This window comes from Bradyrhizobium sp. (assembly GCF_049798375.1).
Taxonomy (GTDB): Bacteria; Pseudomonadota; Alphaproteobacteria; order Rhizobiales; family Xanthobacteraceae; genus Bradyrhizobium.
Window position 1 is genome coordinate 1 of the sequence record NZ_JBARGP010000252.1, and the last position, 13,915, is coordinate 13,915.

Consider the following 13,915-nt stretch of genomic DNA (forward strand, 5'->3'; position numbering starts at 1 on the left):
GGTGTAGAGGCCGGCTTTCGGCACGGCCGCAATCTTCGTGAAGCCCGCGAAGGTGCCGTCCTTTGGCGCGCGGTCAGGTGCCATCGGCAGCTTGGCCTCAGCCGGCTTCACCAGATCGAGGGTGAAACCGGAGGTCGGCATGTCAGCGAATTCGTTGCCCGAGGCGACCTTGGTACGGTCGGGCGCGGTCAGCGCCGTGCGGGCGTGGGTGATGTCCCATTTGGACTTGTCGCAGCCGCTCGGTTCTTCCGCTGCGAACGCAGAGGTCGCGCCGGGCAAAGCGAGCGCAACGCGAGCGAAAGATGCGAACGGAAGGGAAGGATCATGGTGATAACTCGCAAGATGCTGGTGAGACGTACCGGAACGGCGTGCGCCGCTGCACGATTGATCAGGGCAGGAGAGGCGGGATCACCATCCCGGGTTCGCTCGGCGCGCTGACGGCGTGCCACAGCCATCATAGCGCATTCCAATGACGCGATGATCGCAATCCGGTTATGCCGCCGCGTTCACGGCTTGGCGTCCGGCGCATCCAGCACGGCCCGGCAGGCGGGCGGCAGTTGCGCCATCGTCGTCGGTTGCACCGGCTTCGGCGGCTCCTTGGGCGGCGGCGGATGCAGCACCGCGTTCGAGAACCAATAGCCGAGGTCGCCGCAGCCGTCGCCACCTTCCTGGTCCTTCTGGCCCTGGCATTCGCTGGCGCCTTCAGGGCAGCGCATCCGGATGTGGAAATGATAGTCGTGGCCCCACCAAGGCCGCACCTTGGACAGCCAGCTGCGATCGCCCTTGGCCTGGCGGCACAACGCTTTTTTGATCGCGGCATTGACGAAGATCCGCTGCACCGACGGCTCCCGCGCCGCATCGCGGATCACGGCGAGATGGGATGACGTGAACACGCGGGGATCGATGTCGAGCCGGTCAGGCCGCACCATCATCACCGCCGACATTTCCTCGCGGTCGTTGCGTGACAGTCGATGCGCCGGCATCGGCGTCAGCCAGATGTCAGCGTCGAGCCCGATCTGGTGGCTGGCATGTCCGCTCAAAGCGGGGCCGCCGCGCGGCTGGCCGATGTCGCCGACCAGGATGCCGGGCCAGCCGGCGTCCTTGTGGGCTTTGGCCGACAGCCGCTTCAACAGCGCGATCAGCGCCGGATGGCCCCAGTTGCGGTTGCGTGACAGCCGCATCACCTGCCAGGTGTCGCCGTTGATCGGCATTTGCTGGGCACCGGCGATGCAGCCCTTGCTGTAGCTCCCGATCACCTCGAGCGGCAGGGCGGCCGGCAGCAGCTTGCGCGCGAACAGCTCGCGAGCCGGCGTCGCGGGATCGTCGGGGGAGGCCAGCGGCGGCAATGGCTGCGGCGTGAGGCTGCCCTTATCCTGCGCCTGCGCCATGCCGGCGGAGAGGAACAGGGCCAGCAGCGCTGTGGTCATCAGGCGGGCGTGCATCGCATCTCTCTGTTGGAAGAGGATAGCACGGAATGCGGCACAAATCGTCACTTCATGCCGTGATCGCCTGCTGACTGCATCTTGCCTCACGAAGCGATAACATCTCGCGTTCCTTCGGTGGCGCCTTGCGCCGGTGCAGATGGTAGGTCAGCGCCCGCGCGATGCAGCGGCGCAGCTCGGCTTTGGGAAGCGGTTGCGCAGCGAGGCTACGCCGCGTCGCGCAGGCCCGCCAGGAAGGTGTCGATGCTCGTGAACAAATGGTTGGCGTGCTGGCCGAGTTCGCCTGCCGCCGTCTTGACGTTGTCGGCGAGCAGGCGCGACTGCTCGGCAGCGTTGCTGGCCCCGGTGACGTTCTTGGACACTTCATTGGTGCCGGCGGCGGCCTGCTGGACGCTGCGTGCGATCTCGCGGGTGGCCGAGCTCTGCTCCTCGACGGCAGCGGCGATCGCCGCCGCAATGCCGCTGATCTCCTGGATCGTGCCGCTGATGCCGCCGATCGCGCTGACGCAGTCGGAGGTGGCGGCCTGGATCGACGAGACCTGGCCGGCGATCTCCTCGGTCGCCTTGGCGGTCTGTCCGGCGAGTTCCTTCACCTCCGAGGCGACCACCGCGAAGCCGCGGCCGGCCTCGCCAGCGCGCGCGGCCTCGATGGTGGCGTTGAGCGCGAGCAGATTGGTCTGGCTGGCGATCGCATCGATCAGCCGCAGCACGTCGCCGATCTTCTCGGCTGCTGCAGCGAGCCCGCCGACCATCTCCGTGGTCTTCTTGGCCTTGACGACGGCGGCACCGGCGACATCGGAGGAATGCGCCACCTGACGGCCGATCTCGGTGACCGAGGTGGCGAGCTGCTCGGAGGCGGCGGCAACGGTCGACACGCCGGTCGAAGCCTCCTCCGTCGCTGCGGCTGCGGCGACTGCACGCTGCGAGGTGCCGTTGACGCTCGCCGTGATCTCGCCGACGACGCGTTCCATCTCCGTCGTGGCCTTGGCCACCGCGGCGACGACGCCCTTGACGTCGGCCTCGAAGCGGTCGGCCATCTGCCGCTGCAGGATCCGCTTCTCCGCCGCGGCCTGGTGCTGGGCCGCTTCCTGCGCCTCGCGCAGGCTCTGCGTCTCGATCATGTTGCGGCGGAAGACGTCGACCGCCTGCGCCATGGTGCCGAGCTCGTCCTTGCGGTCGCCGCCGGGGATTGCGACGGCGGTGTCGCCGCTCGACAGCCGGTGCATCACCGCCGTGATCGACCCCAGCGGGCGCGAGATGCCGCGCGCCACGAACAGCGCGATCAGCACTGCGGCGAGCAGGATCGCGACCGTGCCGGCGATCAGCTCGCGCTGCGCGCTGGCGGCCGCCGCCTCATAGGCCGTGGTGTCCTTGATGACTTCGAGGATCGCGACCGGCTCGCCGGCGTAGTTCTTGATCTGGCCGACATAGAGCGCGGAGGGATGCCCGCCGAGCGTGGCATCGCGATGCAGCGGCTTGCCGTCGAACACGGCCTTCAGCTCGGCCTGGGTGGAGACGGCCTCGTCGCCGAAGGTCGAGGACAGCCGCTTGAACTGGCCGTCGCTGAACCAGTCGACGGCGAGATCGATGCCGAAACGCTGCTTGGCGCGATCGACGAATTCCTTGCCGAACGCTGCGCCGATATCGATGTTCGCCAGGCTCTTGCCGTCGCGCATGATCGGCGTCATGCCGAAGATGCCGAGCGAGAGCCGGCTCTGCTCGACGCCGGCAATCTGCTTGCCCGCACGCAGCGCCTCCACCACCGTGATACGGCGCTTGGTCACGTCGTCGCCGAAGACCTTCGGCTCGTGGACACGGTAGAAGGTAATGCCGGGCGGCGTCTGGATCGAAATCAGCGGGATGCCCTGTTCCTTGAGCGCCTTGTTGGCGTCGAGCAGGAGAGCGCCCAGTCCTTCGCGGTCGCCCTTGGCGATGGCATCTCCGACCGGTGGCAGCGCGGCCAGGGCGGCCGATACCGCCAGCGCCGAGCGGCCCTCATAGTCGACCGCCGCGATGACGCTGTCGAACTGCAGTTTCAGCTGCTGCTCCAGCGCCAGCTGCGTCAGCGAGCGCTGTTGCAGCACCGAGAAGGTCCCAAGCACGCCGCACGCGATCGCGACTGTCAGTGACAGCGCCAGGATCAGGCGGGCCGAGATCGATCGAAATTTAAACATGGAGATAGTCCTCGCGTCTGCGAGCAAGTTCCCAGACAGTTATTAAGGTTCGCCTACGTAAAGCTACGGAAACGCTACTGGCATACCCGTTTTTTGAGCGCCGCTGGTCGCGCAACTCGGTATGAGCGTCACTTGCCATGGCGATCAGCTACTTCCGGTTGTATTGCCGGCAAGGCCGGTCGCGTCGCTACGCCGCCTCGCGTAGCCGGGCCAGGAAGGTGTCGATGCTTCTGACCATGTCGTTGGCGTGCCCGCCGAGATCGCTGGCGGCCGTTGTCACATTGTCGGCGAGCCGGCGCGACTGGTCCGCCGCCTGGCTCGCGCCGTTGACGTTTTGCGACACCTGGTTGGTACCGGCGGCGACCTGCTGCACGCTGCGGGCGATTTCCCGCGTCGCCGAATCCTGCTGCTCCACCGCCGCCGCGATCGCGGTGGCAACGCTGGAGATCTCGCGGATGGTCCCGCTGATGCCATTGATGGCTTGCACGCATTCGCCGGTTGCGGACTGGATCGCGTTGACCTGCCCTGCGATTTCCTCGGTCGCCTTCGCGGTCTGGCTCGCCAGCTCCTTCACTTCGGCGGCGACCACCGCAAAGCCGCGACCGGCTTCGCCGGCGCGCGCCGCCTCGATGGTGGCGTTCAGCGCCAGCAAATTGGTTTGGCTCGCGATTGCATCGATCAGCCGCAGCACATCGCCGATCTTCTCGGCGGCGGCAGCAAGGCCGCTTACCATCGCGGTGGTCTGCTGCGCCTTGCCGACGGCGGCTTCCGCGACGTCAGCGGAATGGCCGACCTGACGGCCGATCTCGGCGACAGAGGAGGCCAGCTCCTCGGTGGCAGCGGCGACGGTGGAAACGCTGGTCGAGGCTTCCTCGGAGGCGGCCGCCGCGGCCGCGGTCTGTCCGGAGGTGCCGGCGACGCTTGAGGTGATCTCGCGGGCGACTCGTTGCATGTCCGTGGTCGCCTTGGTCACGGCCGAGACCACGCCCTTGACGTCGGCCTCGAAGCGATCGGCCATCTGCTGCTGCAGCGCCTGCTTCTCCTGTTGTGCACTGTGCTTGTCGGCCTCCTGAGCCTCGCGCAGCGACAATGTCTCGATCATGTTGCGGCGGAAGATATCGACGGCCTGCGCCATGGTGCCGAGCTCGTCGCGGCGTTCGCCGCCGGGAATGGCGACGCTGGTGTCGCCGCTCGACAGTCGGTGCATCACCGCCGTGATCGCCGCCAGCGGACGCGACATGCCCCGACCCAGGAAGAAAGCGACCAGCGCGGCGCCCGCCAGAATGGCGAGCGCGCCGAACAGCAGCGTGCGACGGGCATTGGCGGCCGCGGCGTCATACTGCGTAGTGTCCTTCACGATCTCCAGCACCGCGACCGGCTGACCGACGTAATTCTTGATCTGCCCCGCATAGACCGCGACCGGACGCCCGCCGAGAGTGGTTTCCCGGCTGATCGACTCGCGCCCCTCATAGACGCGCTTCAATTCGTCCGGCGTGGCGACGTCCTCGTTGCCGAAGGTCGAAGCCAGCTTGACCAGCGATTTGCCGTTGAAGCCGTGCACCGCGAGATCGACGCCGAACCTCCGCTTGGCGCGCTCGACGAATTCCTTGCCAAATGGAAGGCCGTCCTCGACGACCGCGAGGCTTTTGCCGTCGCGCATGATTGGCGTCATCGAGAAGATGGCGAGCGAGTCGCGGCCCATCTCGACGCCGGATATCTGCTTGCCGGTCCGGTTCGATTCCACGATCGTGGTGCGGCGCGCCGAGATATCGTCGCCGAACGCCTTGGGATCACGGACGCGCAGCAACATCGTCGCCGGCGGCGTCTCGAAATTGAATTGCGGCAGGCCGAGTTTCGTCAAAGCCGTCTGCGAGTCGCCGAGCAGGGCCATCAAGGCGTCGCGGTCGCCCCGCGCGACTGCGTCCTGGACGGAAGGCATCGCCGCGACCACGGCAGTCACCGCAAGCGCCGCGCGGCCCTCATACTCCACGGCGGCGATGACGCCGTCATATTGCAGCTTGAGCTCCCGTTCGAGCGCGAGCTGGGTCAGCGAATGCTGTGTCATCAGCGAAAATGTGCCGAGCACCGCCGCGGCTACTGCTGCCGTAACGGAAATCGCGAGGATCAGGCGGGCTGAAATCGATCGAAGCTGAAACATGCAATTTCCGAATTGTGCTGAACGAGAGCTTTCGGAAAATTGCAGGAAAATACTTAATAAGCGTTCTTCCGTGAAACTACGGGCTCGGCTGTTCGTCTGTCATCGCGCGCGCTCACGTCGTCTCGATCAGCGCCTTGCCGACCTCCTCGAAATGCTGGTCGCGGGCCTGGAGCTGCTGCGCGATCGCGTGCATGTCGCGCAGGCGTCGCTCGAACGGATTGGAGCGGAACACCGCGGTCGCACCCGCCATGTGATAGGCGGTGTCGACGATGGCGGCCGACTGATGAATGGTCCAGGTCGTGGCCAGCCGCACGGCGTTGCGATGATACGCGCTGAGTACGCCGGTTGCGATGAGATCGCGCCACATCGCGTCCGCCGTGGCGTAGAGATAGGCGCGTGCCGCGCGCAGCTGCGCCTCGGTTCGGGCTACGAGGCTCTGCACCGCGTTGTTGTCGCGCATCGCCTTCAGGCCCTGCGGTGTCTTGGAGCGCGCCAGTGCGATCGCGGCATCCAGCGTCGCCCTGGCAACGCCGAGCGAGAGCGCGGAGAAGCCGAGGCTGTAGACCGAATTGGTCGGGATCTTGTAGAGCGGGCCGTGCTCGCGCAGCGCGCTCGGCTCGTCGCGCAATGCGGCGAACCGGTCGGGAACGAACAGATTCTCGACCGAGTAGGAATCGGTGCCGGTCGCATTCAGCCCGATCACGTCCCAGACTGCATGCATCGTGGCGCTGCCGACCGGAAACAGAATGGTGCGCACCTCCGCCGTGCCGTCCGCTTTCAGCCGCGGCTTGCCATCCGCTTCGACGATCCGCACATGAGCCCCGAGCCAGCTCGCCTGTCGCGAGCCCGAGGCGAAATCCCAGCGCGCATTGGCCAAATAGCCGCCGTCGACCGTAGTCACCGCGTGATTGATGGCGCCCCAGGCCAGGATGCCGGGCGGCGCGTTGAAGATCTCGTGGGCCACGTCATGGTCGAGATAGGCCGAGATCATCGCGCAGACCGAGCACTGCCCGAGACACCAGGCGGTCGACGCGTCGGCCTTGGCGATTTCCTCTACCATCTCCATGAAGATCATGGGCGGTGCCTCGGCGCCGCCGAGGCTCGTGGGCAGCAGCGCGCGATAAAGGCCATTCTCGATCAGGGCTGCGACCACAGGTTCGGTGAGCCGCCGGTTCCGCTCTCCCTCGGGCGCCTCGTGTGAAATCAGGGACTGCAGCGCACGCGCGCGCTCGACCAACCCAAGCGCCGGAAGCCTGTTCATCGCGTTTCCTCGCCCTCTTGTCGGGGTCTCCAGAGGTGCGATGGTGATGCATCTGGCGCGAGAGGGCAAGACGGGAAAAGCGTCCGCGCATGATTGGGAAGAGAAGGTAGCAGGCCTACCAATCTGGCGATGTCATGGCTGGATCAGGTTTGGCGTTCAGCTCTCGTCATTGCGAGGAGCAAAGCGACGAAGCAATCCAGGCTTTCTTCTCGACGCTGGATTGCTTCGCTTCGCTCGCAATGACGGCAGGCGAAGATCGCGCGCTTGCAACTGCTCCGATGATCGAGGCGACAGAATCCGTCGGATGGCGCGCGCTCTCAGCTATCCACCTTCAACGCGGCGATGAAGGCTTCCTGCGGGATGTCGACCTTGCCGAACTGCCGCATCTTCTTCTTGCCTTCCTTCTGCTTCTCCAGAAGTTTTCGTTTACGGGTGATGTCGCCGCCATAGCACTTCGCGGTGACGTCCTTGCGCAGCGCGCGCACCGTCTCGCGCGCGATCACCTTGCCGCCGATCGCCGCCTGGATCGGGATCTGGAACATGTGCGGCGGGATCAGCTCCTTCATCTTCTCGACCATGGCGCGGCCACGGCCTTCCGCGCGGGTGCGGTGCACCAGCATCGACAGCGCGTCGACCGGCTCGTTGTTGACCAGGATCTGCATCTTGACCAGATCGGCCGGCTTGTAGTCGGTCAGATGATAGTCGAACGAGGCGTAGCCCTTGGAGACCGATTTCAGCCGGTCGTAGAAGTCGAACACGACTTCGTTGAGCGGCAGATCATATTTCACCATCGCGCGGGCGCCGACATAGGTCAGCTCTTTCTGATTGCCGCGGCGGTCCTGGCACAGCTTCAGCACGCTGCCGAGATACTCGTCCGGCGTCAGGATGGTGGCTTCGATCCATGGCTCCTGGATCTCGGCGATCTTGACCACGTCGGGCATGTCGACCGGATTGTGAATCTCGATCTCGGTGCCGTCGGTCAGCTTCATCTTGTAGATGACGCTGGGCGCGGTCGCGATCAAATTGAGATCGAACTCGCGGCTGAGCCGCTCCTGGATGATTTCCAGGTGCAACAGGCCGAGGAAGCCGCAGCGGAAGCCAAAGCCGAGCGCGGCGGATGTTTCCATCTCGAACGAGAAGCTGGCGTCGTTGAGGCGCAGCTTGCCCATCGCGCCGCGCAACGTCTCGAAATCGTCGGCGTCGACCGGGAACAGGCCGCAGAACACCACGGGGATGGCCGGCTTGAAGCCGGGCAGCATCTCGGCAACCGGCTTCCTGTCGTCGGTGATGGTGTCACCGACCCGGGTGTCGGCCACTTCCTTGATCGCGGCGGTGATGAAGCCGATCTCGCCGGGGCCGAGCTCGTCGACCTGGGTCATCTTCGGGGTGAAGAAGCCGACCCGCTCGATGTCATAGGCCGCGCCGGTGCCCATCATTCTGACCCGGCTGCCCTTCTTCATCACGCCGTCGACGACGCGGATCAGCACCACGACGCCGAGATAGACATCGTACCAGCTGTCGACCAGCAGCGCCTTCAAGGTCGCCGCGCGATCGCCCTGCGGCGGCGGCAGGCGGGTGACGATCGCCTCCAGCACGTCGGGGATGCCGAGGCCGGTCTTGGCCGAGATCATCACCGCGTCGGAGGCGTCGATGCCGATCACGTCCTCGATCTGCTGCTTGATCTTGTCGGGCTCGGCGGCCGGCAGGTCGATCTTGTTGAGGACCGGAACGATCTCATGATTGTTGTCGAGCGCCTGGTAGACATTGGCGAGCGTCTGCGCCTCGACGCCTTGGCTGGCGTCGACCACCAGCAGCGAGCCCTCGCAGGCCGCCAGCGACCGCGAGACCTCGTAGGCGAAGTCGACGTGGCCGGGCGTGTCCATCAGGTTGAAGATGTAGTCCTTGCCGTCCTTGGCATGGTATTGCAGCCGCACCGTCTGCGCCTTGATGGTGATGCCGCGCTCGCGCTCGATGTCCATCGAATCGAGCACCTGCTCCTTGCCCGCCATTTCGCGGTCCGACAGGCCACCCGTCAGCTGGATCAGGCGGTCGGCCAAGGTCGACTTTCCATGGTCGATATGGGCGACAATGGAGAAGTTGCGGATGTTCGGAATGGGGGCGGTCGTCATGCGCCGCGGCAATAGCATTCAGGCCCCAAAGCAGCAACCATATTGCTGAAATTCAAGGAGCATTCTTCACGGCAAGCTGATTCCAACGCGCCCCAAAACCGAGTACTGACGGGGCCATGTCGACCGCCTCTGTCCTGCCTGCCACCGCTCGACCACGCAGCCGTTCTCCGGTGGCGCGGCTGTCGGCGTGGCTTGCCGCCCGCGTCAGTGATCCCGCCACCTCGACCTGGCTGGTGATCAGCTTCGCGGTCGTCCATGCCGTGATCTGGACCGTGATCCTGGTCAACCTGAAGGCCGCGCAGGACATCCACATGGACGTCGCGGAGGCCTATGCCTGGGGACAGAAGTTCCTGCTTGGATATGGCAAGCATCCGCCGCTGTCGGGCTGGATCGCCGGGCTCTGGTTCATGGTCTTCCCGGTCAAGGACTGGGCCACCTATGCGCTGGCGATGACCACGCTGAGCGTGGGGCTCGTGATCTGCTGGTTCGTCAGCCTGAAAGTGGTCGATCGCCGCCGCGCCTTCTTCACCGTGGTGATGCTCGCGCTCTACCCGATTTTTAATTTCAAAGGCTTCAAATACAATCCGGACCTGCTGCAACTGGTCACGCTGCCGCTTTTGATGTTGGCCTATCTCAACGCCTTCGAGAAGCGGAGCACCGTCTCCGGCCTCTGGCTCGGTATCGCCGGCGCGCTGGCGTTGCTGACCAAGTACTGGGTGCTGACCATGATTGGCGCCATCGGGCTGGCGGCGCTGATCCGTCCGGACCGTGCCAGGTTCCTGAAATCGTCTGCGCCCTGGGTCGGGATCGTCACCATGCTGGTGGTGCTGATCCCACATCTTGCCTGGCTGGTCGACGTCGACTTCGTGCCGCTGACCTATGCCGGCGACGTCTACAGCCTGTCGGACCGCTGGCGCAGCGCGCAGCTCGTGCTCGGCTATGTCGGGCACAATCTGGCGCTGTTGGCGCTGCCGATGGTACTGGCGGCGCTGGTGATGGCCTGGCCGCTGCGGCACATCTGGCGCAACTGGAAGCGGGGTCCCAATACGGGCGTCGACACTGCGCAGGCGCTGAACGTCTGGCTGGTGCAGGCGATCGTCGCGATTGGGCCGCCGCTCGGCGGGCTGGCCTTCACTATCTACGTCAAGACAGATTGGGGCATCTCGCTGTTCTTCCTGGTGCCGTTGGCGCTGGTCGCGATTCCGGCTTTGAGGTTGCGCAAGGTGGCGGTGGTGCGGCTCACCGTGCTTTGGTTGGTGTTATCGGTGGCGACCCTGGTCGCCTCGCCCTCGATCGCGCTGCGCGAGATGAAGGACAATCCCAATGGCACCACCGGCTATGGCGCGCGCTCGCAATTGGCGCGCGAACTGACCGAGATCTGGCACGCGCGCGTCGGCACGCCCTGGGCCGTTGCCGCCGGCTATTCGGAGATGAACACGCCGATGACCTTCTACAGCACGGATCATCCGCGGCCGTATACGGTGCCCTACACGCCGGAGGACGAGACCTGGGGCTCGGGTCTGACCTCGCTCGACGATCTCAAGCGCTACGGCTTCATCGGCGTCTGCGACACCACCGACAACAGGATCGCCAATTGCGAGGCCTGGATGAAGCAGCACGGGCCGAACGCGGAGCAGCTGGTCATGACCACCCAGCGCTTTTTCCGCGGTGTCGCGGGCCCATCGATCGAGTGGAAGGTGTTCGTCGCGCCGCCGGGGAAGTAGTCCAGAGCACGTCATTCCGGGGCGCCGCGCCAGCGGCGAGCCCGGAATCTCGAGATTGTTTTGCGACGTCGCAGCTCACTTCGAGATTCCGGGTTCGCTCGCTCCGCGAGCGCCCCGGAATGACGAACTGGGCTCACACGCCTTCTTCGTGGAACTTGTCGTTCACCAGCTCGGTAATCGCCTGCAACGCGGCCTCGGCCTCTTGTCCCGCCACCGAGACCAGGATGGTGGTGCCGGGCGCGGCTGCGAGCATCATCAGGCCCATGATGGAGCGGCCGCCGACGGTCTCGCCGCCACGGGTCACCCACACCTCCGCCTGGAAGCGCTCGACCATTTGAACGAATTTGGCTGAGGCACGCGCGTGCAGGCCGCGCTTGTTGGTGATGAGGAGTTCGCGAGACAATGCGTCTGGCGGCACGCCCGGTCCGGCCACATGGTCCTGAGGGGCGTCGTCATCGCTCATTTGCCGGCCAGCACGCGACTGGCGATGGTGACGTATTTGCGGCCGGCTTCCTGGGCCATCGCGATCGCATCGGGAAGCGAGCGCTCTTCGCGGACCTTCGCGAGCTTGACCAGCATCGGAAGGTTGATCCCTGCGAGCACCTCCACCTTGGGACGGCTCATGCAGGAAATTGCAAGGTTCGACGGCGTACCGCCGAACATATCGGTCAGGATGGCAACGCCATCGCCGCTATCAACGCGATTCACCGCTTCAATGATATCGCTACGACAAAGATCTGAATCGTCGTCGGCGCCGATTGTCACGGCTTCGATTTGTTTTTGAGGACCCATGACATGTTCCAGCGCCGCCCTGAACTCGTCGGCGAGGCGCCCATGGGTCACCAATACCAGGCCAATCATCGGATACTCCTCGCGGGCGCCTTGGGTGCACCGCACGAACGCGCCACTTTGACCATCCAGAGCCCCCGCGCAAGAGGGGATGTTTGCCTTCGCCGTGAGATCTGACTTGCGAAAGGGGGAAGTGGCGCCGGTCTATTCGGTCGCGATAGTGCGGCTGATATGGTTACCAATCCCCTTCACACAATTGGCCGAAAGATTACCGGAATATGAAGTTTCGGCGGTAATCAGAGCTGCTGCGACCAGCAAAAAGGGCGCGAAAGCGGCGCCGACTGGAATTCTAGGTAACAAAATACCCTGAATTGAGGTGCGCATCGCCTCTGCCGAGGGCAGCCGTTCGGCGTCCTCTGCCATCAAATCGACAACGAATCCGACCCTGGCCTCATCAGCGAAATCGCAGGCACGGATGCCGAGCCCGCGAATCTCGATCAAGCCGGCCAATTGTTCGACAGGGCGGACCCACACTTCTTCGCCACGTGTGTCGAGACGGACACGGTCATCGCCGACCAGAATGGCCGGTGGAAGCTGTCCCGACCGGCCGGCCATGATCAGCTCGAGCGCCAGCCGCGACTTGCCGGCGCCCGACGGGCCGCGGATCAGGACGGCCTGCGCGCCGACTTTGACGGCCGAGGCGTGAATGCTAGGACCAGTCTTTGGCGGCGGCTCGTGCATGATTTCAGCCCCACCTTTCACGAACCGGCGCGCTCACGACGCCGGCAACCGCACGACAAAGCGAGCGCCGGTGACCGTCGGCTTGCCCTCGTCATCCGTCGGTCCGAGTCGGTTCTCGGCCCAGATGCGCCCGCCATGGGCCTCGATGATCTGCTTGGAGATCGAGAGGCCGAGGCCTGAATTCTGGCCAAAGCCCTGATGCGGCCGATCGGTGTAGAAGCGCTCGAAGATCCGCAGCAAGGCGTCGTCGCGGATGCCCGGACCATCGTCGTCGACCACGATCTCGATCTCGGAGCGAATCCGGCGGCAGACGATGCGGACCTTGCCGCCCTCCGCCGAGAACGACTGCGCGTTGGACAAGAGGTTCGAGACCACCTGTCCGAGGCGGGAATCATGGCCCGGCACCGAGAAGCTGTCGCCCGGGCCGCGGCCTTCGAAGCGCACCTCGACCGCGACGTCGTGGCCGAGCCGGGTCTCGTTGGCGACCGAAGTCAGGGTGGTCAGCAGCCGGCGCAGGTCGACCAGGGTCATATCCTGGCGCTGCAGCTCGGCGTCGAGCCGGCTGGCGTCGGAAATGTCGGAGATCAGCCGGTCGAGGCGCTTCACGTCATGCTCGATCACCGCGAGCAGGCGGCTACGGCTGGATTCGGTACGGGCCAGCGGCAGCGTCTCGACCGCCGAGCGCAGCGAGGTCAGCGGATTCTTCAACTCGTGCGACACGTCGGCGGCGAACATCTCGATCGCCTCGATCCGGTTGTAGAGCGCATCGGTCATGTCGCGCAGCGCGCCGGAGAGGTGACCGATCTCGTCGCGGCGGCGGGTGAAATCGGGAATCTCGACCCGGGTCTTGATACGTCGGCGCACCCGTTCCGCACTGTCGGCCAGCCGCCGCACGGGACCGGCGATGGTGCTGGCGAGCAGCAGCGACAGCACGATCATCACCGCTGATGCCACGCCGCCGACCTTGAGAATTGCGAGGCGCTCGGCCGTCACCATCTGGTCGATGTCGTCGCCCTGGGTCGAGAGCATCAGCGCACCGTGAATGGCGAGCGAGCGCTGCACCGGCACGGCGACCGAGACGATCACCTCGCCGCGCGAATTGACCCGGACCTTGCTGCGATTGTCGCCCTGCAACGCGCCGGCGACCTCCTCATAGGCGTTGCCGTTGTCCGGCCCTTGCTCGCGATAGAGCGGCAGGTCGCCGCGATTGAGCCAGGTGCGCACCGCGATCAGGGCACGCTCGATGATCCCTGGCCGTTGCGAGGACAGCGGCGGCAGGTTGATGCGTACCACGTTCTCCAGGCTGCGGCTGTCGAGCAGCAGGTCGCCATTCGGATCGTAGATGCGGGCGCGGGTCTTGGTCGGCTGGATCAGCGTGCGCAGCACCGGCGCGACGCGTTCGGGATTGATCGGGAAGTCGAGCGGCGAATATTTGTCCGGCGCGCCGTACGTCTCGCCGGGCTTGAGGTCGAGCAGGCGGTCGGGATCGATCGTGAT

10 protein-coding genes and 1 pseudogene are annotated in these 13,915 nt (G+C 65.3%); 1 reads left to right on the forward strand and 10 read right to left on the reverse strand.

Going from position 1 to position 13,915, the window contains the following annotated elements; genetic code table 11:
- From WA702_RS10665 to lepA, 6 genes and pseudogenes are all read right to left on the reverse strand, one after another.
- Window positions 1-279, reverse strand: a pseudogene (locus WA702_RS10665) (hypothetical protein); the annotation flags it as partial.
- Window positions 280-506: 227 nt separating this feature from the next.
- Window positions 507-1,442: a penicillin-insensitive murein endopeptidase gene (gene mepA / locus WA702_RS10670; protein ID WP_425110482.1), complete on the reverse strand. Its 936-nt coding sequence runs from the start codon at window positions 1,440-1,442 to the stop codon at window positions 507-509.
- 206 nt (window positions 1,443-1,648) lie between these two features.
- Window positions 1,649-3,616, reverse strand: coding sequence for a methyl-accepting chemotaxis protein (locus WA702_RS10675; RefSeq protein WP_425110483.1), 1,968 nt, complete (start codon window positions 3,614-3,616; stop codon window positions 1,649-1,651).
- A gap of 187 nt (window positions 3,617-3,803) precedes the next feature.
- Complete coding sequence (locus WA702_RS10680) at window positions 3,804-5,774, reverse strand: methyl-accepting chemotaxis protein (protein WP_425110484.1); 1,971 nt, start codon at window positions 5,772-5,774, stop codon at window positions 3,804-3,806.
- 112 nt (window positions 5,775-5,886) lie between these two features.
- Window positions 5,887-7,035 carry an acyl-CoA dehydrogenase family protein gene (locus WA702_RS10685; RefSeq protein ID WP_425110485.1) on the reverse strand — a complete coding sequence of 383 codons (1,149 nt, stop codon included), beginning with the start codon at window positions 7,033-7,035 and terminating at the stop codon, window positions 5,887-5,889.
- Window positions 7,036-7,352: 317 nt separating this feature from the next.
- The gene (gene lepA / locus WA702_RS10690) at window positions 7,353-9,164 is read right to left on the reverse strand and encodes a translation elongation factor 4 (protein WP_425110486.1); all 1,812 of its coding nucleotides are present in this window, start codon (window positions 9,162-9,164) and stop codon (window positions 7,353-7,355) included.
- A 116-nt stretch (window positions 9,165-9,280) separates the two neighbouring features.
- Here lepA and WA702_RS10695 point away from each other — a divergent pair, with 116 nt between their 5' ends.
- The gene (locus WA702_RS10695; RefSeq protein ID WP_425110487.1) at window positions 9,281-10,888 is read left to right on the forward strand and encodes a glycosyltransferase family 39 protein; all 1,608 of its coding nucleotides are present in this window, start codon (window positions 9,281-9,283) and stop codon (window positions 10,886-10,888) included.
- Between the two features lie 133 nt (window positions 10,889-11,021).
- Here WA702_RS10695 and WA702_RS10700 read toward each other — a convergent pair whose 3' ends face one another.
- From WA702_RS10700 to WA702_RS10715, 4 genes are all read right to left on the reverse strand, one after another.
- Window positions 11,022-11,351 (reverse strand): HPr family phosphocarrier protein, encoded by a 330-nt coding sequence (locus WA702_RS10700; protein WP_425110488.1) that lies wholly within the window; start codon window positions 11,349-11,351, stop codon window positions 11,022-11,024.
- The gene (locus WA702_RS10705; RefSeq protein ID WP_422282408.1) at window positions 11,348-11,749 is read right to left on the reverse strand and encodes a PTS sugar transporter subunit IIA; all 402 of its coding nucleotides are present in this window, start codon (window positions 11,747-11,749) and stop codon (window positions 11,348-11,350) included. The genes WA702_RS10700 and WA702_RS10705 overlap by 4 nt, the downstream gene beginning before the upstream one ends.
- 132 nt (window positions 11,750-11,881) lie before the next feature.
- Window positions 11,882-12,418 carry an HPr kinase/phosphorylase gene (locus tag WA702_RS10710; RefSeq protein ID WP_425110489.1) on the reverse strand — a complete coding sequence of 179 codons (537 nt, stop codon included), beginning with the start codon at window positions 12,416-12,418 and terminating at the stop codon, window positions 11,882-11,884.
- Between the two features lie 33 nt (window positions 12,419-12,451).
- On the reverse strand, window positions 12,452-13,915 hold a 1,464-nt coding region (locus WA702_RS10715), incomplete at its 5' end, for a stimulus-sensing domain-containing protein (protein ID WP_425110490.1).